Here is a 21,306-nt window from a genome sequence, read left to right on the forward strand (position 1 = left end):
CCCGTCACGATTTGTGCAACAAAGCCGTCCGAACGGTAAACAAAGTCGTTAAACCGGTTGACCTAATTCTTGACCCGTCCGTTTTCACAGTGGGGTGCTCTCGGCCCCTATGTAACTTCATTTCTTGCCATGAGTTCTGCTTGGGCAATGATCAGTTGAGTAGCCGATTCCTGAGCATCAGGTGGGTACCCATATTTTGCGAGCAATCGCCGAACCGTTCGTCGCATATCGGCTCGAACAGTATCGCGTTGCGTCCAGTCCAAGGTCGACTTCCGTTTTATGCTCTCGGCCAATTCCCTGGCAATTTGCTTAAGGGTGTCATCCTGCATCACATCCTTGGCCGACGCGTTGTCGGCCAAGGCCTGATAAAAGGCAATTTCCTTTTCGCTAAGGCCAGTCTGTTGACCCTTAGCAATTGCCGAAGAAATTGACTTGGCGAGCCCGATCAGCTCTTCGATAACTTGCGCTGTGGAAATTGCCCGGTTCGAGTAGCGCGTCAAAACGCTTTCGAGCGATTCTCGAAACGACCGCGATTGCACAATATTTATCTGCTCGCGTGTTCGAATTTGATCGTTCAGTAAATTCTTCAATGTTTCTAAAGCAAGGTTCTTCTGAGGCAGTGCGGCCAATCGGTCCAGAAATTCATCTGACAGAATGCCAACATTGGCATCCGGTAAGCCCGCAACTTGAAACAAGTCAATAACACCGTCAGTACGAATGGCTCCAGATATCACCTGCTTAACAGCATGGGAATCTTCTTTTGCTCGAGACCCATTTCCCTCCCCAAACCGTTTTCTGATCGCAGCTCTGACGTTCTGGTAGTAAGATAGATTGTCCCGGATAGCCTCAGTCTCGGTTCGTGGAACAGAAAGAGCGAAGGCTTTCGATAGACGTGCGGTCATATCCATGAAACGCTTTTTTCCGTTTTCCTGCTGCAGCACATAGTTGGCACCATCAACAATTGCTCGCAGCTTATCCGCCTCGGTTCCACGAATGAGATTTATATAGTCGAACTCGCCAAAGAACATTTCCAGCTCTTCTGCGTGGCGCATCATTAGCGGAACGGCTTGTTCTTGGATATTCTCGACAGGTTTTCCCGCGCCGCCGGCCTGTGTATACGTCTGAATGGCGTCACGCAATTGATCCGCAATACCCAGATAGTCGACAATTACACCCCCCGGCTTATCGCCGAAAACGCGGTTCACACGCGCGATGGCCTGCATAAGATTGTGGCCTGCGAGCGGTTTGTCGAGATACATCGTATGGAGTGATGGGCAGTCGAAGCCGGTCAGCCACATATCGCAAACGATAACCAATTTAAGTGGATTACCACTGTCCTTGATCCGAGTTGCCAAGCGTTCACGCCGAGCCTTGGTGCGACCGTGATACTTGGTCCGAGTTGACCGCTGTTCAAATTGTTCCAATGTTTCCAAATAAACGGGCTGACCTTGGTCATCGCGAACGACGGTCCCAGTCTTATCCTTTTTCACCTTTCGAGGCGATACGTTCGCGTCCATCACAACCTTGATAGAGCCACCTTCGTCTTCGTCCGCGTGCCACTCAGGACGCAGCGCAACAATCTCGTCATACAAATCCATGCAGATATTGCGGCTCATACAGACGATCATCGCCTTGCCATTAATTACTTCTGATCGCTGATCGTAGTGGCCAACAATTTGCTTCGCTAGCATTTCAAGCCGTCCTTTGGCACCGGCGAGTTCCTCGAGCGGGACCGCGATGTCTAAGCCGTTGTTCACGCCTGCATCTTCTATGTCGGCCGCTTCAGATATCAGGCGTTCAGCTTCTGCAATACCCGCATCATCTGGCAAGAGTTTGATGAGCTGCATCTCGTAATAGATTGGCACCGTCGCGTTGTCGTCGATTGCCTGGCGGATGTCGTAAATGTCGACATCGTTGCCGAAAACGCCGCGTGTGGATCGATCATCACCCTCAACCGGGGTGCCTGTGAAGCCAACAAAAGTTGCGTTTGGAAGGTTTTCACGCATCCATCGCGCACCACCTTTCAGAAAACCATATTGGCTACGATGCGCCTCGTCAGCAAGAACCACAATATTTGTGCGTTCGCTAATGGGCTCTGCGCGTTCCTCGAACTTCTGGATTGTCGTAAAAATTACGCCGCCAGAAGCGCGGTTGAGCTTATTGGAAAGGTCTTCTCGATCCATCGCTTGTTCCGGGTTCTGTCGGAGAAGTGCTCGACCATCAGCAAAGGTACCAAATAGCTGGCCGTCGAGATCGTTGCGGTCAGTCACAACAACAATCGTCGGATTTTGAAGTGCAACGTCCCCGATCAGCGCGCCTGATAGCATCAGCATGGTCAGGCTTTTTCCCGAACCCTGAGTATGCCAGACAACGCCCCCGCGCCCATCACCTTCCGGCTTGAGCGCGAGCGTAACGCGTTCGCGTGCTTTGCGAACTGCGCGGAATTGATGATAGCCACCAATCTTCTTGATGATACGACCGGTGCGATCATCTTCCTCGAAGACAATGCAATGAGCTAGATAGTCGAGTAATGCATCCCGACGGAACAGGCCGCTGATGACCGTTTCCAGCGTTGGCTCGCCGGGAAAACTGTCATCCTTAATAGAGCGCCACGGCGTAAAGCGATCCTGATCGGCGGTGAGGGAGCCAACGCGTGACTGGTCGCCGTCGCTGACAATAAGGATTTCATTGTAGGCAAAGAGCGCCGGGATCGCGGTCTTGTAATCTTGGAGCTGATCGAACGCGGTCCACAACGTCGCTTCTTCGTTGGTAGGGTCTTTGAGTTCGATCACGGCGACTGGAAGACCATTCAGAAAAACGACGAGATCGGGGCGGCGAGTATATTCACCATTCTTGATCGTTAGCTGGCGCACCACCAGAAAGTCGTTCGCAGACAGATTGTGCCAATCAAAAAGCTTCGCCTTGTCACCACGCGTTTCGCCATCGGCTGTCCGATAATCCACATCGGCGCCATCCGTCAGGAGGCGATGGAACCAGCGGTTGTTCTGCTCAAGCGTGGGTTCCGGCGGGCGGCAGGCAATCGTCGCCGCCTGTACAATGGCATCCTCGGGCAAGTCCGGATTCAGCTTTCGCAGCGCCGCTTTCAGCCTGGGCAGAAGCACAACGACTTCGTAGGATTCCCGTAGGGGATAGTCTGCGCCGACGGAGATGTCAGCACCGCGCGCCGTATCATAGCCAAGAGCTTCAAACCAACCGAGGGCAGCCTGTTCGACGATATCTTCCTTCATGTTTTGGCCTCCACTACAGCCATGACGATCATCGAGATGACTTTGCTCTTTTCTACTTCGTCTTGTTCCTGCTGGAAGACGGCAAGTGCTGCCCGATAGGCATTATTATCGGTTTTAAATAGAGCTTCGCTTGCGACAAGCGGCGTATCTATCACTTCGAACGGTCCGAAATCGTTGTCGATCCATTCGTCAAAGTCTTTGTGATCACCATAACGGGAGCGCGCGAGTACTGCTTTGGCAGAACCGTTCAAATGGGTCTTGAATAGGATGCCGACCACGGCGTCTGTCGCCCGGGCTAGAATTTCGGCATACCGCGCATCGAGCATTGGAGCGTAGGCATCTGACCCGTGCGCAGCCGCACCATGAGCATTGCGAATTTGCATGATACCACCGATTATTGAATTCACTCCACGCAATAGCTGTTCCGTGCCATCTTTCAGAGTAGCGTCGGTGTGGCCGCCATCGTGGATGCCGAGGTGAAGAAATTTGGTCGTTTCAGCAAGGAGTCTTGGCGCCTCCCAAGCGTTATCAGGCGTTTGACCCCGATCAATTAGAATTGTTTTGCAAGTCGTTTCAATGAGCGTTCGGCAAAAAGACACTGCGATACCGGGTCTGTCCGGTATCGCGTCTTCGAGCGCTTCGACTTGGTGGCGTATGACAAGCGATTCTGGATGGCTGTCCAGCAACTCACGGCAGGCTGACAATTGAAATACGTATGCCTCTGCCGTCATTATTTATGGCCTTCAAGGCCAAGTGCCTCCAGACTAGGCGCTTTCAATTCGCCAGAGATGAATTTTGGTAAAAGTGTGCCGCGAAGGGCCGCGAGTTTTTCCATCTCAACAAGGTTTGACAAAATGCAGTCATAGATATTTTGACCAAATTCAGAAAACCGATCCAAGATCGCCTCGTTCGGCTCACAAACATGCATTCTCTTCATGTCATCGCGAGTAACATGTCCCAATCCAGTTGTTTGTTTGTCTTTTGCTATCGCAATGAATTTGGGTTTTAGATGCTTAAGTAAAGCGAACAGATAGCCGACATTCTTCTTACCATTCGGTCGAACCACGAAAATGTGCTGATTCAACCAAGCATCACCAAGCGCCCAAATGAAGGCATCAATGGAGGTTTCCGGACTGCCAGACCAGGAAAACATCAGGTCGCCAGTGTTTATCCGATACTTGTCACCCAGATCAGTGTTTGTAAATTTTGTATTGGTACTGACACCCTTTTTTAACTCAGCGATTTTCACGACCGGTAACGCATCCGCATCGTTGCTAAAGTGCATGTTTTTGTAGGCAGCACCGTTGATCCAGTTTCCCTGCTCGATAAGGGCTTCAGTTGTCCACCCTTTCGGAATCGCGCCAATCACTGAGGGCTCGAAGCTGTCCGGGAGTGTGTCAAAGAGTTCCTGAGGCATACCCCGAAAACTGGTCGCGCCCGCTGCCTTGGCGCGGACCGGCTCGAAATCGACTAACCAGGCCCTGAAGACCGCCCGTGCAGTTTCCTCAAGTGTCTTGTTCATCTCGCGCAAAAGATCGATTTTATCGTCCAAATCGTTCAAGACTTTGGTTATGGATTTTTGAACGTCAATCGACGGCACACTTACGGAATAATGCCCCAGAGCCTCTACTGGCACCCTCTGGCGACCGGAAGAGCCAGTCATTTTTGAAATGGCGAAATCTATGAATCTTGGGTCGATCGCGAGGTAATGCGCATAGTCAGTCGTCGTAATACCATCTCGCCCTCTGAAAACGATGAACTCGGTCGATCCAAAACCTAAATCTCCAGCCAAGCCGGTGAATTTAGCGATTTTTCCATTCTCGAGACAAGGAGTAATCCTCGCGAACAGAGTATCTCCGACACGAAACTTTGCCCCCGAGCTCTTGAATTCTTTAGTTTCCTTGGAGCCTACACGGGTGACCTTTTCGACTAGATCAGCCATTTCAACAAACTTGTAAGACTCTCCACGCTGCAACTTGACCTTGGGGTTGATTTCAACTGCTTCTGGAATAGGCATATTGCGGCGCTCACTCATATCCGAGCGCTCCAAGGTTCTTTTTGATTTCCTTTGTGAGTGTGGCAGACGCAGCAAAATGATCGTCCAATTCTGCCACAAGTCGGGTCATCTTCTCCTCAAAAGGCTCATCATCAGCTTTGCGTGCAGCATTGCCGACATAAGTGCCGGGGGTGAGAACGTGATTGTATTTGACGATCTCTTCCAACTTTGCCGCTTTGCAGAAGCCCTTGATGTCTGCGTAATCGCCCGCGTCTTTCTCACCACGCCAAGCGTGATACGTCCCGGCGATGCGGCCAATCTCCGTCTCGGCAGGCGGCGGCGAGGTCGGATAGTCGCGGCCGGAAAGGAAGCGTAGTGTCCGCGATCCGTCTTCCATCGCGCCAAGTTCGCGGGCGTCGATGAATAGAGTTTCTCCGGAACGATCGCGCCCGCCACGCCCCTTGTCGAGATGCCTTCCGGATTTATCACGCGTCACAAACCACAGGCAGACCGGAATACCGGTCGTCAGGAAGAGCTGTGGCGGCATAGCAATAATGCAGTCAACGAGGTCAGCCTCAATGATTTTCTTTCGAATCGCCCCTTCGCCGCCCGAAGCCGATGACAGCGATCCATTCGCCATGACAAACGCAGCAATCCCACCGCCTTTGCCGTTTGGAGGGGCGAGGTGATGGATGAAGTGCTGTATCCAAGCATAGTTCGCATTGCCCACCGGCGGCGCACCATATTTCCAGCGCGGGTCCTTGCGCAGGAGATCGCCCGACCAATCCGAAATGTTGAAGGGTGGATTCGCGAGGATGTAGTCGGCCTTGAGGTCCGGGTGCAGGTCGCGCGTGAAACTGTCCGCAGGCTGTTCGCCCAGGTTTGCTTCAATACCACGAATGGCGAGGTTCATATGCGCCAGACGCCATGTCGTCGGGTTCGATTCCTGTCCAAATACAGAAAGATCGCGCTTCGATCCCCCATGGGCCTCGGCGAACCGTTCTGACTGGACAAACATGCCGCCTGAACCGCAGGCGGCGTCATACACGCGGCCTTCATATGGCTCAATCATCTCGACCATCAGGCGCACGATCGAGCTTGGTGTAAAGAACTCGCCACCTAGTTTGCCTTCGGCAGCAGCAAACTTGCCCAAGAAATATTCATAGACGCGGCCAAGAATATCCTTCTTTTGCGCTTCCTTCGTGCCAACTGCGATCGAAGCAATCTGGTCAATCAGCCCGCCAAGACGCTCTGGAGCGATACCTCGACGTGCATAGTCGCGCGGCAGCTTACCTTTCAGCTTCGGATTGTCTCGTTCGATGGCGTACATGGCGTCATCGATCAGTTTGCCGATATTCGGCGTCTTGCCCTTGGCCTGAATCTCCGCCCAACGTGCCTCGACCGGCACCCAGAAGACGTTCTCTGCGGTATACTCATCCCGGCTTTCGAGCATGTTTTCGGCGGATGCCCCAGTGATACCGTCAGCTTCGAGTTCCTCACGCAGTGCTTCGCGGCGGGTCTCAAAGGCATCGGAGATGTATTTCAGGAAGATCAGGCCTAAGACAACGTGCTTGTATTCCGCCGCATCAATGGAGCCGCGCAGCTTGTCCGCCGCCGCCCAGAGCGCTTCGGGATCGATACCGAGCTCCTTTTCATCGAGTAAAGCTGCGCCTTGCGGATGAGGTTCTGCGTTTGTCATGTCTGTTCATGCACCTTCAAAAAATTCGTCATCCACCCTCTTCAGGTGCACCGTTTCCTCTAGACGACAGCCGATACTGTATCGGATCATCAGTTTGGTCAGCTGATTGCCGTCTATCAAGACGATCCGCATGCCAAGGTCTTTAGCTGTCTGTGTTGCGCTAAGGCTGAAGGCTGAGGTCGTGAAAAAAATACCCTTCTGGGCCTTCTTTAGACTCAGCGCGCCGAAGAAATCACGGATATCCCCCGCGCCGATATTGTTTCCCTCAGCGTAGCGCTTTGCTTGTACATAAATCTGATCAACGCCAAGCGGGTCCTGATCAACTACGCCATCGACGCCATTGTCGCCAGATTGACCAAGTGCGCGTGCCGCATCTTCTGATGTCCCTCCGTAGCCCATCGCCAATAACAGATCGACGATCAGGTTTTCGAAGAACTGCGGTGAAGCGGCTCGAACGCGCTCGAGGAGATCCGCTGCGAGAGCTGAATTAATTTGAGAATGGGCCGCGCGAAGGATTTCATCAGGGGTAGCATTCAGTTCGACTGCACTCGCCTGCGGCACTGATTCAGAACCGTTGGAGCTACCTTTTCGACTCTTGAATTCCTGGAATGCATCGTATTGCTCCAGAAATTTGTTATCGATGCGATCGAGGTTACGAGAGAGTACTCTTCGTCCCTCTTCTGTCGCAACGAAAAAACTTCTTTTAGGATAACTCAGAAGACCCGCTTGTTTCAGATAAGTCTTTGCCCAGTGAACGCGATTGTCGAACGTTCTTTGCTTCCCTGATGGCAAAAGCTCTGCACAGTCCTCACTAGAAAGGCCCAATTCCTCAGCCAGGCTAGCAATCACGTCCTTCGTTTGCACGGCGCCCTTCTCGGCAGATTGGAGCACAGGCAGCATCAATGACTGGTAGTCCGGAATCATGGAATCTTGATCTGCTTTCTTTTGTCGTCATGGTTCTCATGTGACGCGATATATTCGCGCATAAACTCACGGATAACTTGGGCTGCTGGACGGTCTTGCTCTCGACAGACTTCAAGAAATTGTTCTCGAAGTTCCCGTTCGATACGAATGCGAAGTCCAGAATTTTTCATAATCAAAAGTGTAGCCGATGGATACACAGTTGGCGAGAGCCGATTGGGTCCTATCGCTCAGCGATGAAACGGTATTGTGCGCGAAACCGCGCAAGGTTGGGCCATGTTCTCAAGGATCCGCTCCCAGAACCGCTTGAGATCGACGAGCGGCTGTTCCGCGACATCGCCAGGGAACAGTAGCGGGCAGCGCGTGGGCACGACGTCGGCACGCAGGCGGGGGGGGCATCCCGTCTTGGCGAGTGGGCCACCCCGTTGCTATTGCCGCGACGAGTTCCGATTTCAGGTTCATCTGACCGAACGAGACCGGCGTCGAAGTGCAATTTTGGCACACGGAAAACCCGTTAATGGTCAACGCATTACAAGCGCTGCACCAAACCGGCGCAGTCATCAGGTCCAGAGAATATCGACCCCGAGAGACCGCTTCCGAGCCCCTTGCCCCCGTGGCCGGTGCTCAGCCCCTTCCGCATAACCCTCTAATACAACGGAAAAATCCGGCCGCAGCCGGATGGGGGGAACGCTTTCGCGAGGGCAAGTGGCGGAGAGACAGGGATTCGAACCCTGGAGACGGTCTCCCGCCTACACACTTTCCAGGCGTGCGCCTTCGACCACTCGGCCACCTCTCCGTTAGGCGGACTTTTGACCGATCAGAAAAGGAATTGCAAGGCCCGTTCTGACAAAAAAAACCATCTTTTTCAAAACCTTTTTCAATCAACCAGATACAGACCGAAAAGGAGAAGAATGGGGGTAGAATGCCGACAGATCAGGTTCCCTTTCTGCAGTTCGCGCTGGCCCATACCAAGTGCCATCTCAGAGACTGTCGTGCCGCCAGCCTCTCACCCGTTTTCCGCAGCCTGCGTGGCGTTTGGCTGCCCCCGCCATCACCAGGGGTGCGGATCACACGCCCCGGCTGGCGCAGCCACTTGCTAGCGGTCTGCGTCAGGGTCTGCCTCCGCCGCACTGTCGTGCATATCGTCCAGATCCGGCCGATCGACCGCTGACAGGGTTCCGGTGCTGGCTCCGGTAGTGGTTTGAACCGAGTTTTGATCCGGTTGCGCGTCCTTGGCCTTACTCTGGGCAAATGCCTCTGGATTTCGGATCCAGAGATCACGCTGAGCAAAGGGAATTTCAATCTCTTCAGCGGCAAAGCGCGCGGCGATCTCGTAGTTGAGATCGGATTTCACCGACAAGACCCAGTTCACATCCCGCAAAATCGCGCGGATCTCAAAATCAAGACTATCGGCCCCGAACCCTTGGAAAATCACGCTGGGGGCTGGTTTCAACAGCACCATCGGGTGCGATTGGGCGATCTCGTTCAGGATGGCCTCGACGCGGCGCGGATCGGTGCCATAGGCCACCCCAACCGGCACAATCACCCGACCAACCGTATTGCCACGGGTGTAATTGGTGACGGTGCCAGTGATCAGATCCGAATTTGGCACGATCACGTCGCTACGATCAAAGGTCTCGATCCGGGTAGAGCGCACCGAGATGTCGCGAACATAGCCCATCAGCCCGCCCACTTCGATCCAATCGCCCTTGGAGATCGGCCGTTCCACCAGCAGGATGATACCAGAGACAAAGTTCGACACGATGGTTTGCAGACCAAAACCAATCCCCACCGACAGCGCCCCGGCCACAATCGCCAGGGAGGAAAGATCAAGCCCCGCCATTGAAATGGCCACAAGCGCCGCCAGGAAGACGCCCACATACCCCAAGCCAGACACGATGGCATTCTGGCCGCCTGGGTCGATCTTGGTCTTTGGCAACAATGACGTGCGCAGGGTGCTCTGCACGACCCGTGTCACCCCGTAGCCAAGGGCAAACACCACAACAAAACTCAGAAAGGCAACCGGAGAGATCTGGGTGTCACCGATCTGGAAACCCGCCAGAAACGTCGACCAGAGTTCGGTCATATCTGCGACCCGGGCGCCCCAGATCAACGAGAGCAGCGGCAGCGCAATCAACGACAGGGTAAACCCAACCGCCACCAGGACAAGCGAGTCGCGTGCCGCATCCCCCTGCCCTGACACAAAGCCATAAAGATCGCCGGCAAAACGCTGCACGACAAAGAGCACCGCCAAGAGCAACAGCGTCGAGATCGCCGGGTAAATCAACGCCTCGGCAGCATTGACATAGCCAACCGCCGCAAGAAGTGGGGCTGCAAATCCCAGGAAAAAGGCACCACGGCGCACAACATCAAACAGTCGGCTGGCTCCGATGGAGATGCGGGTTTCCTGCTCTGTGTCGGGCTCGGCCTTATCCGCCGCGCCCTGCGCCAGTTCTGACGGTTCCGCCTCTGCCTTTGAAACCCCGAGCATGTTCAGCCGATACATCACCAAGGCTGCAGCCAGGATCAAAGGAAAGCTCAGCACCGACTGGGTGTCCACTGAGGTTTTTTCCAGCTGATACAGTTCGTACAGAACATCCTGCAGCACCAGTATAACCGCCCAGAGGTCAATCATCAGGCGGGCTTCCCCGCGACGCGCCACTGCAAAGGGCACCAGACTGACCTCCTCAGGTGCCTTAAACAGCTGATCCCCAAGCCAATGGAAAGAGAACAGGATCAAAGCCCATCCTGGCAGGTGCTCCAGCATCAGTGTGCCCCGCACCCCCAGGATTCCAGACACCTCCAAAGAGGTTGTCAGCAAGAGAATTCCCAGCAATGGCAGGGCAACCTGCAGCAGCGAAACGATAAAGGTCCACACCCCAGTGCCACGGGCGCCAAGCATGCGCAGACGCCCCCCCATCGCCCGCGCCCAGAAGCGGCCACGCAGCAACAAGAAACTGCCAAGCAGGACCAACAGCAGAATTTCTGGAAAGCTACCCCAGATCTTCTCAACTGTGGTGTCACTTCCGATCTGTGACTTGGTTTCCAACCACAGGGTCCGCCCAGCCCAGCCCAGGGCCGCCAGGGCGTCTGGCCAAAGTTCAGGATTCAAAGGAGACGGGCCGCGCTGCAACAGATACTTGGTGCGGCGTTCGCGAATGATACTATCAACTTCGCTGATCAAACCATCCGCGCGGCTAAAGGCTGATTCTGCGATAAGGCGTGGGGATTTTAGCTGGTTAAGCTGGCTGGTCAGCTGCTGCCGCAGCGCCGCGATGTCTTCTGGTTCTGTCTCGCCCTCAGCGGGGGGCTCGCCGAGCGCCGAAATCTGATTTGTCAGCGTTTGAATACGCTGCTTGTTTTTGCTTTTCTCGGCCTGGAAATCCTGACGAAAGCTCGTCAGTTCCTTGCGCAGTTGCTCAAAGGCCGCACTTGAGGCACGTCTGCTGTCAATCGACTGCTCGGCCCGCAGGGCGGTGCTTTCCCACTCCTGCATATAAGTCTGTTGCTGCGCCGTCATCTGCGCAAAGACAGGACCGGCAGCTGCAATGCTCCCCAGAACTGTAACTGCAAGCCACAGGGCAAAGACGGCAATCAGCCGCGTCAAAAGGGCATGAGACCACAAGGCTGTGGCCGCACATCTGGCACGGGCTGACTGCCGGAACGCGGTGGTCATACGTCCTCGAAGACGCCCGGGATTGAAGCGGGTGTATGGGTCATCCAGTCAGGCACTGGCAGGTCCTTTTCACGCAGGAAGTCTGGATTGAACAGTTTTGACTGGTAGCGCGTTCCATAGTCACACAGGACCGTTACGATGGTATTTCCCGGCCCCATGTCCTTGGCCATACGCACAGCCCCGGCAATATTGATCGCCGAAGATCCCCCCAGCACCAGCCCCTCGTCATGCAACAGGTCAAAGACAAACGGCAGCGCCTCAGTGTCGGAGATCTGATAGTTGAAATCGGGCTTCAACCCTTCCAGGTTCTTGGTGATCCGCACCTGGCCGATACCTTCGGCAATCGAAGATCCCTCCATGGCGATCTCGCCAGTGGTGTAATAGGAATACAGCCCAGCCCCCATGGGATCCGCCAGTGCAATCTTCACGCCTTTGGGCTGCAGCGCCTCCGCCACCCCTGCCAGTGTCCCGCCTGAGCCAACTGCACAGGTAAAGCCATCTACCTTGCCGCCGGTCTGCTCCCAGATCTCGGGGCCGGTGGTTTCCACATGCGCCTGCTTGTTGGCAACATTGTCGAACTGATTGGCCCAGATCGCGCCATTTGGTTCTGTTTTGGCAAGTTCATTCGCCAAGCGTTCGGAATATCGTACAAAATTGTTCGGATTGCGATAGGGGGCCGCAGGCACCTGTACCAACTGAGCCCCAGCCAGACGCAGCATGTCCTTTTTCTCTTCGGACTGGGTTTCCGGGATCACGATCACGGTTTTGAACCCCATCGAGGCGCCAACCAGCGCCAGGCCAATACCGGTGTTGCCGGCGGTGCCTTCGACAATGGTGCCGCCCGGCTTCAGATCACCACGCGCAATTGCATCCTTGATAATATAAAGCGCCGCCCGGTCTTTGACCGATTGACCGGGGTTCATGAACTCCGCCTTGCCCAGAATTTCACATCCGGTCTCATCGCTGACGCGGTTCAGACGGATCAGAGGAGTGTGGCCAATGGCGTCGGCCAGATCGCGTGCAATGCGCATGGTATCCCTTTCGATCATTCCCCCAAGATGTAACCAAGCGGGCAGAGCTCTACAAGGTGGGAAGCAGCGGTTAACGCAGCTGGGCGCGCAGCCGTTCACGGTGACGTGATAGCCAAAGCGCCGCAGTGATCAGCGGCATGTCCTGATAGCGGTGATCATCAATACCCTGCATCAAGGCATCAAAGCTGAGGATCTCGCTGCGCAGGTCTTCGTTTTCGCCGGCGACGCCACCACCGCCTCTGATGTCAGAAAGGTCTGCAACGCCCACAAAAATATAAATAAACTCTCCTGACGCACCGCTCGAAGGATAGCCTTGCGTCACTTTTTCCAAATGCGAAATCGTCACCCCGGCCTCTTCGACCGCTTCGCGATAGGCTGCCTGCTCTGGCGTTTCTCCAAGGTCAATCAGCCCGGCCACCGGCTCCCACATCCAGGGGCGTTTTTCGCCAGCGATAAAGGTGGCCGCGCGGAACTGCTCGACCAAAAGCACCTGATCGCGCACCGGATCATAGGGCAAAACCACCGAGGCCCGCCCCACCAGCGCCACGCCTCGGTTGACCGATGGGCTCATGGTGCCATCATAGCGCCGAAACCTGAGATCCATTTCTTCCATCGCAAAGAAGTTCACATAGGCGCGTTTGTGGTTTTCAATCTGCACATCCTGCGACAGGTTATGGACCGGATCTTCCGATCCGGACTGTGCCATCAACCAGGCAGAGGCACGGCGACGGATCGATGGCAAAGACTTCCGCATCTGCTCAGCGGTCATTCGCCCCTGATAGGCCATGACCTCTTCTGCGGCGCGCAGGGTTACCGCCCCGGACTGGGCAATCCAGGCCTGCAGATCCCAGGCCCCTGTCGGCTGCCATTGACCGGGCGCCGGGAAATAGACCTGCGCGGCAGCCTCTTCTCCAGAAGAAAGCCTGACGGTGATCGGCCGGAGCGCATAGTCAAAGCCTCCCTCATAGAAATCCAACGCCGCCAGATCCGCTGGAGACAGCCCCCGCACCAAGAGCCCCGTGGCGACCTCTCCACTGGCCTGCGCGATCAGGGGAAAGATCTGATCACGCACCGCATAGACCCCATGGTCCGCCAGGCTGGCCTCAGAGATATCCAGCCCGGTGTGCGCCCGGCCCAACACCAGCTCAAGCAGCGGCACATGGCGGAGTGTGCCGTAGAAAAACAGATCAACCACGCGTTATAACCCTTTGTTAAGTATTGTTATGACCAGCGTTTATGGATGCTCTCAGCCAAGAGCCCAGCCAAGCAACCCCCAATAATCAGGGGCAGTAAAACCGTTGGCACCGCGATAACAAAAAAATATTCCAGCGACAGGGTTAGGATCGCCAACAGGGCGTCAAAAGGCCCGCCATATCGGTTGCGCATGGCACGATCGAACATCTCCCAGGCGCCTTGAATAAACAGAGCCCACAGCACCATCACAGCCGCGCCGGTCAGCCCGTTGTTAATGGCCGGCACCAGGCCATGGCCAACCCGCCGCCCCATAAAGATCCAGCCAGTCAGCAGGCCCAAAATGATATTGATGTGGAAGAAATACCCAAAATCGGTTCCTTCGGGCATCAAAGGCACCACCTGCCGGGAAACAATAAAGGCAAGCAGGCCCAGGCAAAGAGCGGCAACAAGACGGGCAGCGGTAGGCATTGCGAAGATCATCCCTCGGGGTTGCGAGATACAGGCCAGGGCGACCACGCGCCCCAAAGCCAGCTATGTTTAACAACCTGTTTGATTTAACAAACTGGTTTGTTTGCAGATCAGGCTACAGGAGCTGATCAAGTGCCGTGATCAATTTGTCCACTTCGGACCGGTTGGTGTAGTGGGTGAAACTCAGCCGCAACACGCCCTCTTCTGGGTCAACGCCCATGGCAGAAAGCGCCCGCCCGGCGTAAAAATCACCGCCGCCTGCCATGATGCCCTGCTCTGCCAGCTTTTGCGCAACCGACAGCGCCGGGCGGTTCAGGGCCAGCGCCACGGTGGGCGCCCGCTTCGCGGCCTCGCTCGGGCCCAGCAGGCGCAGATCATTTCGATCCTTCACCGCATCCAGCAGCGGTTGAAGCAGCGCGATTTCATGCCCGCGCATCAGATCATGCACAAAAGCCCCCCGCGCGGTTGCACCTTCGGCAGGGCCGCCATGATGGTCACAGAGCGCATCAAAATAGTCTACCATGCCCGCGCTGGCGGCAACCTGCGCATGATCCGGTCCCGCCGGGGTAAAGCGTTTGTACAGGCAATCGCCGTTGAAAAAATGCCCCTGGTTGGGCAGCAGCGTGCCCAGTTCGCGCCGCATCACCATTACCCCCTGATGAGGGCCATAGGTTTTATAGGCCGAAAACAAATAGATGTCGGGGCCAAGGTCGCCCACGTTTGGCAAGCCATGTGGCGCATAAGACACCCCGTCGACGCAGACAAACGCCCCGGCTGCATGGGAGAGCGCGGTGATTTCGGTAACCGGATTGATTTCCCCCACAACATTGGAACAGTGTGGAAAACACACCAGGCGCACCTTCTCGTCCAGCAGCGCCTCCAGTTTTTGCGGATCCAGATGCCCCGTCTGGGGATCAATTTCCCATTCGCGAACCTCAATCCCCTCATCGGCCAGACGCCGCCAGGGGCCCGTATTGGCCTCGTGATCCTGATTGGTCACAATAATCGCTTCGCCAGGCTGCAAAAGCTGGCGAAAGGCCTGGGCCAAAACATAGGTGTTTTGGGTGGTAGATGGTCCAAAGCTCAGCTCGTCAGTCTCCACCCCCATCAGCGCCGCCAGCCGCTGCCGGGCCTCGTCCATTTCGGCCCCCGCCAGTTGCGACGCCTCGTAGGGGGCATAGGGCTGCACTTTGCGTTGGATGTAATAGCGGGTTAGCCGGTCAATCACCTGAGCACAGGTATAAGAGCCGCCCGCATTCTCAAAAAACGCCTGTCCCTGCAGGGTTGGCTCCTGAAAGGCAGGAAACTGCCCGCGTACAAAATCAATATCCAGCATTATGTTTGGCCCCCAAATGTTATTATCCAAATGGATGCAACTCTCACCACAAGAGGTCAAGACTGACTGATGAAAACCAGAGCCTTGAGACGGCTCTGCCGACAATTGGCAGGGCGACAAATGAAATCAGCCCAGAATGTTCGCATTCCGGGCTGATTTAGATTTTTGGATTTGTGCTCATTCAAAGCAGACTGGATTCAAAGCAGACTGGGCGACCTCGCCTTAGGCGTTTACATCCACAACAACCCGGCCCTGCACTTGCCCCTTCAGAATATCCGCCCCTAGTTGCGGCAAATCCGAGAGCACCGCTGGTTTCACCATCGCCTCCAGCTTGTCCATCGGCAGATCCGTTGCCAAGCGCTCCCAGGCGCGCACCCGATTGTCATAGGGCTGCATCACGGAATCAATCCCCAGCAGGTTCACCCCCCGCAACAGGAAGGGGATCACAGTCGCCGGCAGCCCAGCCCCCCCCGCGAGGCCGACAGCGGCGACAGAGGCACCATATTTCATCTGGCCCAGCACCCGCGCCAGCATCTCGCCGCCAACCGCATCAACACAGCCCGCCCAGGTCTCGCTCTCCAGCGGGCGCTTCACGGTCTCGTTCAGATCATCGCGTGCCACAATCTGCGTCGCCCCCAAGCTGCGCAGATATTCCTCGGTTTCGGGGCGGCCAGTGACACCCGCGACCTCATAGCCAAGGTTGGCCAGAATAGCTGTCGCCACCGAACCAACACCACCCGCAGCACCCGTCACCAGAACCGGCCCCTGTCCGGGCTTCATGCCGTGATCTTCCAGTGCCATCACCGCCAGCATGGCCGTAAAACCAGCAGTACCAACCGCCATTGCTTGGCGCGTATCAAGCCCCGTAGGCAGCGGCACCAGCCAGTCGGCCTTGACCCGGGCCTTTTGCGTATAGCCGCCCCAATAGGCCTCGCCGACGCGCCAACCTGTCAGAACCACCTTGTCACCGGGCTTGTAGCGCTCATCCTCGCTGGCCTCGACCGTGCCCGCAAAGTCAATCCCTGGGATGTGGGGGTAGTTGCGCACCAAACCGCCGCCCTTGGGGCTCAGGCACAGCCCATCCTTGTAGTTCACCGTGGAATAGTCGACTGCAACAGTGACGTTACCCTCTGGCAGCTGATCAAGATCGATCTGCTCCACCGCCGCCGATGCCAAGCCGCTATCTTCATCCTTGTTCACAATCAGTGCATTAAACATGTGTTTTCTCCCGTTTTCCTAAAAGACCATCAAATCCAGAACTTTTCACGTACGGTCGCCATACGCATACCCTCAGGCGTTTCAACTTCCAACTTGGTGCCCGCATCCCAATGGGTCATCCGCACCATCCCAATTGCAACATTGGTGCGAAAATCCGGAGACCAGGCTGCTGAAGACACCCGTCCAACCCGTTTTCCTGCCGCGTAGAGTGGCCAGAACTCAGTGCAGGCAGGAACCGGGTCGCCGGCAATGGAAATGGCGCGGATCTGTTGCACCGGCCCCTCTTTTGCAACCCGCAACAGGGCATCGCGCCCGATGCACCCGATTGCAGTATGCGTGTCACAGAATCGGCCAAGCCCACATTCATGCGGCGTATTGTCATCGGTCATGTCATTGCCGTAGCTTAACAATCCGCCCTCAATCCGCTCAATCATATTGGGGCAGCCTGCCCGCACCTCAAGGTCCTGACCCGCATCCAACAGTTTGTTCCACAGCGGCATGCCGATTTCTCCATCCTCGACATAAATCTCAAACCCGCCCTGTTTGGAATAGCCCGACCGGGCAATCACCAAATCGCGGCCCTGAAACTGAAAGGTACTGAACCTGAAGAACCGGATAGAGCGAATACTGCTGCCAAAGACCCGCTCCAACAGCGCCTCGGCCTTTGGCCCTTGTATCGCCAGCGGCGAAACATCGGGCTCATCCACCAGCACATCCAGACGCCAGCCGTTGGCGATGCCCTTGACCCAATACAACAGATCACTGTCCGCAATTGAAATCCACCAGCGGTCTTCTGCCAGCTTGACCGCAACCGGATCATTGAGCATGCCGCCTGTTTCGTCGACAATAGGCACATAGTAGCACTGCCCCGGCAACATGCCGCGCAGATCCCGCGGCGTCAGCATCTGCATCAGACGGCCAGCATCCGGCCCCCGCAGCTCCACCTGGCGTTCGCAGGACACATCCCAGATTTGAACATGCTTTTTTAGGTGGTGATAATCTGCCTCTGGATTTTCAAATACCGTTGGCAACAGCATGTGATTGTAGACGGTATAGGCCTTAACATTGGCAGCCTCGACCCCCTCCGAAAAAGGGGTTCTGCGCAAACGCCGTGACGGTGAAATCAATGCCATAACTCATCCTCCTGGCAACTGGAAACTCATCGAGCGCGTCAGATGAACGCGCTCTATCCGGAAATTTCAGCCCCGACCCTTTTGGAGTCTGGTTGGGGGCTGAGCCTGCTGTGGGTTGAGCCTGGCACCAAATCAAAGACAACCGCCTCCCCCAACAGACCCTGCCCTAGAAGCTCTCTGTGCAGCTGCCCGTTGGCTTTCATTGGTGTCTCCAAGTAGAAATAGAAGCGACTCACCGCTGAAGTTCTAAATGTCAGACTTTTAAATGTCAGACAAATAAAAACGACAGCCCATCCAAAACCGCCTAACCAAACTGGACCCGCAATGAAGATCGATCCAACAAGCTCAGCAGATTTGTCGGCGCAGATCTCCCAGTCAATCAAAGCCGCGATCATCAACGGTGACCTGAATGTGGATCAGCGACTGCCCTCGGAAGCGGAGTTGGCAGATCACTTCCAGGTGTCACGCTCCACTGTCCGCGAGGCGTTGAAACGTTTGGCGGCACAATCCTTGATCCGAACCCAGCGCGGCGCGACGGGGGGCGCCTTTGTCAACCGGCTCAGCTTTGAAGACGCCCACGCCCAGCAAGTGACCACGTCAACCCTGCTGCTCAGCATGAACGAGGTGAGCTTTGAGACCGCCTGCGAAGCCCGCTACGCGCTGGAACGCGCCTGCGCGCCGCTCTCCGCCAGCCGTCGCAGCGCCGATCAACTGGCCACCATGCGGGCCGAAATCTTTCGCCAGGGCCAGCCGGGCCTGTCAGATGAAGCCTTCTGTGCCTCTGATGTTGCCTTTCATCGCGCCTTCGTTGACGGGGCCGCCAACCCGGTGCTTTCCTATCAACTGGCCGGCGCGGTCGAAGCCATGCAGCCCTTGATGAATATCATCACCTTTTCTGCGCGTGATCGCGCCCGTATCGTCGCGCTGCATTGCCAGATCGCCGATGCCATCGACCAGGGCGATGGCACCGCGGCCTCCGACGGCCTGACAAGACTTGAAACAGAAACGCTGCAACTGGCGAAAAAAGTCTTTGCATCCCGCGCCGCCAAAACCTGACCTTAGTCCCCCGGATGGTAACCAAGGGGCCGGTGCATATTCAGTTGGCCAGAAATGTCCGGCGGGGAGCCGGTGCGACGCGGCGGCGGTGGCTGGTGCCCCATTTGGTTTTCCCTGCCAAGAAAATGAAATATATCGGCAAAAAGGGATCCTCCCCACTTCAAATCCCCGCCGCAATACCCTATGTTTGTTCTGTTCCCTCGGGAACTATGGACATAAATGCGCTCGTAATACACGGATCGGACCCGGGGGCGGTACCCGGCGACTCCACCAAACATGCTTCATTTGGGCATCATGGGGTCGAAATAGGATCGACGGACGTCTAAAGGGGTTAGCTTTGTTTCGGCTGTCTGCCACCGTTATCGGCGAAAACTGTACAATTGCAAATGACAATCGTGCTCCGGTAGCCCTGGCTGCGTAAGCAGTTCGGAAAACCGAAACTTAAGTCCTTTCGCCTAGCAGCGACTGGCGGGGTTCGCAGGTACCTGGCAACAGAAACCTGCACTTTCTCCCCCTCACCTGTCGCTCTACCACGCGCTCTGTCGGCTGGCCTTTTGTCGCCAGGGCTCTCTGGCTTTCATGCCTCGCGGCGCACGAATGTTTGGCAGCACCCTCAATCCGATGCCTGATCGCGCCCGGAATCCTCTCTCCGCAGACGGAGACACTTCCTGCCCCAGGCCTGGCTTGACAAACTACCGTCCTGATCGCATCACAGCCTGGACGCGTAGATGGTCAACGCCCCCGTGAGAGGCCATAAAATGGTTTACCCGCTCCCCCTTCGCCGCCCCAAAACCAACCTGCGATCGGTGCTTTCATCCGCACCCACACCTGCGATACCCCTATCAGAACGGCTCTCTGCGCCATGAAGGGGAGCAAGTACAGGCTTGGCCAAGGAATGACATGACATGACGACAGTTTCCTGGCGCGACATGTGGCGGGTCTTTGGCAAGATCGGCCTGATGAGTTTTGGCGGCCCCGCCGCGCAGATCGCAGTGATGCACCGCGAACTGGTGGAAGAGCGCCCCTGGTTGGACGAAGAGAGCTTTCTGCGCGGCCTGTCCTTTTGCATGTTACTGCCCGGCCCCGAAGCCATGCAGCTGTGCACCTATACCGGCTGGCGCCTGCGCGGGTTCGCTGGCGGGCTGCTGGCGGGCCTGCTGTTTGTGCTGCCCGGCGCCCTGGTGATTGCAGCGCTTGTCTGGGTTTACAGCGTCTTTGGCACGCTGCCCGCGGTGCAGGCGGCCTTTCTCGGCATCAAGGCCGCGGTGGTGGTCATTGTTGTGCAGGCGCTTTGGAAGCTGAGCCACAAGGCCTTGAAACATAGGCGAGACTGGTGGCTGGCCGGATTTGGCTTTGTGGCGCTTTTCGTCTTTGGCCTGCCCTTTCCACTGGTGATCCTGGGGGCTGGTCTCTTTGGCATGATGACCCTGACAAGCACGACACAGGCCAAATCAGCAGAAGCGCTCCCGGAGCCAGCCACCAGAACCGATGCTTTCACGGCGACTGCTCCGCAGCTGACACTCCAACACAGCCTGCGCAGCTGTGTCATCTGGGGTGGGTTGTGGCTGCTGCCGCTGATGCTTCTCAGCTTCGTCGGCGCTGATTTTCTGGCCAGTATCGGCTGGTTCTTTGCCAAATTGGCGGTGGTCACCTTTGGCGGCGCCTATGCGGTGCTCGCCTATATGAGCCAAGCGGTGGTGCAACACCATCAATGGATCAGCGCAGGCGAAATGATCGACGCGCTTGGCCTGGCCGAGACCACCCCTGGCCCCCTCATCCTGGTGACCCAGTTTGTGGCCATGTTGGCGGGACTGAAACAGGGTGGTTTTGCGCTGTACCTGGCGGCCGGGGTAACGGCGCTTTGGGCCACATTCATGCCCTGCTTCCTATGGATTTTTGCCGCCGCCCCCTATGTGGAGCGCCTCGCAGCCCAGCCCCGCCTGTCAGCGGCGCTCAAGGCGATAACCGCCACCGTTACCGGCGTCATCCTGAACCTGATGGTCTGGTTTACCCTGCATGTCCTTTTTCAGGATATAACCCTGCTTCAAAGCGGCCTCTTGGCAATGCCCTGGCCAAATTGGAGCACCCTGAACACCTCAGCCCTGCTGTTGACCCTGCTGGCACCGCTGGTCGCCTATGGGCTGCGGGGGCGTTTGTTCTGGCTGCTGGCGCTCATGGCTCTGGCGGGTCTGGCAATGCCGCCACTGCTGGCCCTGACATAACCCCCAAGGTCGCGCAGGACGCCCCACCAGCGGCAGGCCCAACTCCACTGGCTAGAGCCCCAAATTAATGACAAAAACTGCCCGGCCGCCTCTTTAGTTTCTGGCAGA

Annotated in this window: 14 protein-coding genes, 1 tRNA gene and 1 other RNA gene; 3 read left to right on the plus strand and 13 right to left on the minus strand. The window is 56.2% G+C overall.

Annotated features, from left to right (window positions below):
• Positions 1–107 precede the first annotated feature (107 nt).
• The 13 genes from N1037_13250 to N1037_13310 all read right to left on the minus strand — a co-directional run bounded on the left by N1037_13250 (position 108) and on the right by N1037_13310 (position 17,920).
• Complete coding sequence (locus N1037_13250; protein ID UWS78247.1) at positions 108–3,248, minus strand: type I restriction endonuclease subunit R; 3,141 nt, start codon at positions 3,246–3,248, stop codon at positions 108–110.
• A complete protein-coding gene (locus N1037_13255) occupies positions 3,245–3,979 on the minus strand; it encodes an abortive infection family protein (GenBank protein UWS78248.1) in 735 nt (244 codons plus the stop codon). Before N1037_13255 ends, N1037_13250 begins: the two co-directional genes overlap by 4 nt.
• On the minus strand, positions 3,979–5,283 hold the full coding sequence (locus tag N1037_13260; protein UWS78249.1) for a restriction endonuclease subunit S: 1,305 nt from the start codon (positions 5,281–5,283) through the stop codon (positions 3,979–3,981). Before N1037_13260 ends, N1037_13255 begins: the two co-directional genes overlap by 1 nt.
• Positions 5,276–6,943: a type I restriction-modification system subunit M gene (locus tag N1037_13265; protein UWS78250.1), complete on the minus strand. Its 1,668-nt coding sequence runs from the start codon at positions 6,941–6,943 to the stop codon at positions 5,276–5,278. Before N1037_13265 ends, N1037_13260 begins: the two co-directional genes overlap by 8 nt.
• 6 nt (positions 6,944–6,949) lie before the next feature.
• A complete protein-coding gene (locus N1037_13270; GenBank protein UWS78251.1) occupies positions 6,950–7,867 on the minus strand; it encodes a restriction endonuclease in 918 nt (305 codons plus the stop codon).
• Between the two features lie 703 nt (positions 7,868–8,570).
• Positions 8,571–8,660, minus strand: a tRNA-Ser gene (locus N1037_13275).
• Positions 8,661–8,960: 300 nt separating this feature from the next.
• Complete coding sequence (locus N1037_13280; GenBank protein ID UWS78252.1) at positions 8,961–11,540, minus strand: DUF3772 domain-containing protein; 2,580 nt, start codon at positions 11,538–11,540, stop codon at positions 8,961–8,963.
• Positions 11,537–12,571: a cysteine synthase A gene (locus N1037_13285; GenBank protein UWS78253.1), complete on the minus strand. Its 1,035-nt coding sequence runs from the start codon at positions 12,569–12,571 to the stop codon at positions 11,537–11,539. Before N1037_13285 ends, N1037_13280 begins: the two co-directional genes overlap by 4 nt.
• A 70-nt stretch (positions 12,572–12,641) precedes the next feature.
• Complete coding sequence (locus tag N1037_13290; GenBank protein ID UWS78254.1) at positions 12,642–13,766, minus strand: NUDIX domain-containing protein; 1,125 nt, start codon at positions 13,764–13,766, stop codon at positions 12,642–12,644.
• A gap of 26 nt (positions 13,767–13,792) precedes the next feature.
• Positions 13,793–14,233, minus strand: coding sequence for a TrgA family protein (locus N1037_13295; protein UWS78255.1), 441 nt, complete (start codon positions 14,231–14,233; stop codon positions 13,793–13,795).
• Between the two features lie 115 nt (positions 14,234–14,348).
• Entirely contained in the window at positions 14,349–15,569 is a 1,221-nt protein-coding gene (locus N1037_13300; protein UWS78256.1) for an aminotransferase class V-fold PLP-dependent enzyme, read from the minus strand.
• 222 nt (positions 15,570–15,791) lie between these two features.
• Positions 15,792–16,787, minus strand: coding sequence for an acryloyl-CoA reductase (gene acuI / locus N1037_13305; GenBank protein ID UWS78257.1), 996 nt, complete (start codon positions 16,785–16,787; stop codon positions 15,792–15,794).
• 29 nt (positions 16,788–16,816) lie between these two features.
• Complete coding sequence (locus tag N1037_13310) at positions 16,817–17,920, minus strand: dimethylsulfoniopropionate demethylase (GenBank protein UWS78258.1); 1,104 nt, start codon at positions 17,918–17,920, stop codon at positions 16,817–16,819.
• Between the two features lie 324 nt (positions 17,921–18,244).
• Between N1037_13310 and N1037_13315 the strand changes: the two genes are divergently transcribed.
• The 3 genes from N1037_13315 to chrA all read left to right on the plus strand — a co-directional run bounded on the left by N1037_13315 (position 18,245) and on the right by chrA (position 21,198).
• Positions 18,245–18,976, plus strand: a complete 732-nt coding sequence (locus N1037_13315; GenBank protein ID UWS78259.1) for a GntR family transcriptional regulator — start codon at positions 18,245–18,247, stop codon at positions 18,974–18,976.
• A 155-nt stretch (positions 18,977–19,131) separates the two neighbouring features.
• Positions 19,132–19,482, plus strand: a transfer-messenger RNA (tmRNA) gene (gene ssrA / locus N1037_13320).
• Between the two features lie 399 nt (positions 19,483–19,881).
• A complete protein-coding gene (chrA, locus tag N1037_13325; GenBank protein ID UWS78260.1) occupies positions 19,882–21,198 on the plus strand; it encodes a chromate efflux transporter in 1,317 nt (438 codons plus the stop codon).
• The last annotated feature ends 108 nt before the right edge of the window (positions 21,199–21,306 follow it).

This window comes from Phaeobacter sp. G2 (assembly GCA_025163595.1).
Classification (GTDB): Bacteria; Pseudomonadota; Alphaproteobacteria; order Rhodobacterales; family Rhodobacteraceae; genus Pseudophaeobacter.

Excerpts from the sequence above, each read along its gene's own strand:
- N1037_13250 (UWS78247.1), bottom strand. The coding sequence starts at position 3,248 with ATGAAGGAAGATATCGTCGAACAGGCTGCCCTCGGTTGGTTTGAAGCT.
- N1037_13255 (UWS78248.1), bottom strand. The coding sequence starts at position 3,979 with ATGACGGCAGAGGCATACGTATTTCAATTGTCAGCCTGCCGTGAGTTG.
- N1037_13260 (UWS78249.1), bottom strand. The coding sequence starts at position 5,283 with ATGAGTGAGCGCCGCAATATGCCTATTCCAGAAGCAGTTGAAATCAAC.
- N1037_13265 (UWS78250.1), bottom strand. The coding sequence starts at position 6,943 with ATGACAAACGCAGAACCTCATCCGCAAGGCGCAGCTTTACTCGATGAA.
- N1037_13270 (UWS78251.1), bottom strand. The coding sequence starts at position 7,867 with ATGATTCCGGACTACCAGTCATTGATGCTGCCTGTGCTCCAATCTGCC.
- N1037_13280 (UWS78252.1), bottom strand. The coding sequence starts at position 11,540 with ATGACCACCGCGTTCCGGCAGTCAGCCCGTGCCAGATGTGCGGCCACA.
- N1037_13285 (UWS78253.1), bottom strand. The coding sequence starts at position 12,571 with ATGCGCATTGCACGCGATCTGGCCGACGCCATTGGCCACACTCCTCTG.
- N1037_13295 (UWS78255.1), bottom strand. The coding sequence starts at position 14,233 with ATGCCTACCGCTGCCCGTCTTGTTGCCGCTCTTTGCCTGGGCCTGCTT.
- N1037_13300 (UWS78256.1), bottom strand. The coding sequence starts at position 15,569 with ATGCTGGATATTGATTTTGTACGCGGGCAGTTTCCTGCCTTTCAGGAG.
- acuI (UWS78257.1), bottom strand. The coding sequence starts at position 16,787 with ATGTTTAATGCACTGATTGTGAACAAGGATGAAGATAGCGGCTTGGCA.
- N1037_13310 (UWS78258.1), bottom strand. The coding sequence starts at position 17,920 with ATGGCATTGATTTCACCGTCACGGCGTTTGCGCAGAACCCCTTTTTCG.
- N1037_13315 (UWS78259.1), top strand. The coding sequence starts at position 18,245 with ATGAAGATCGATCCAACAAGCTCAGCAGATTTGTCGGCGCAGATCTCC.
- chrA (UWS78260.1), top strand. The coding sequence starts at position 19,882 with ATGACGACAGTTTCCTGGCGCGACATGTGGCGGGTCTTTGGCAAGATC.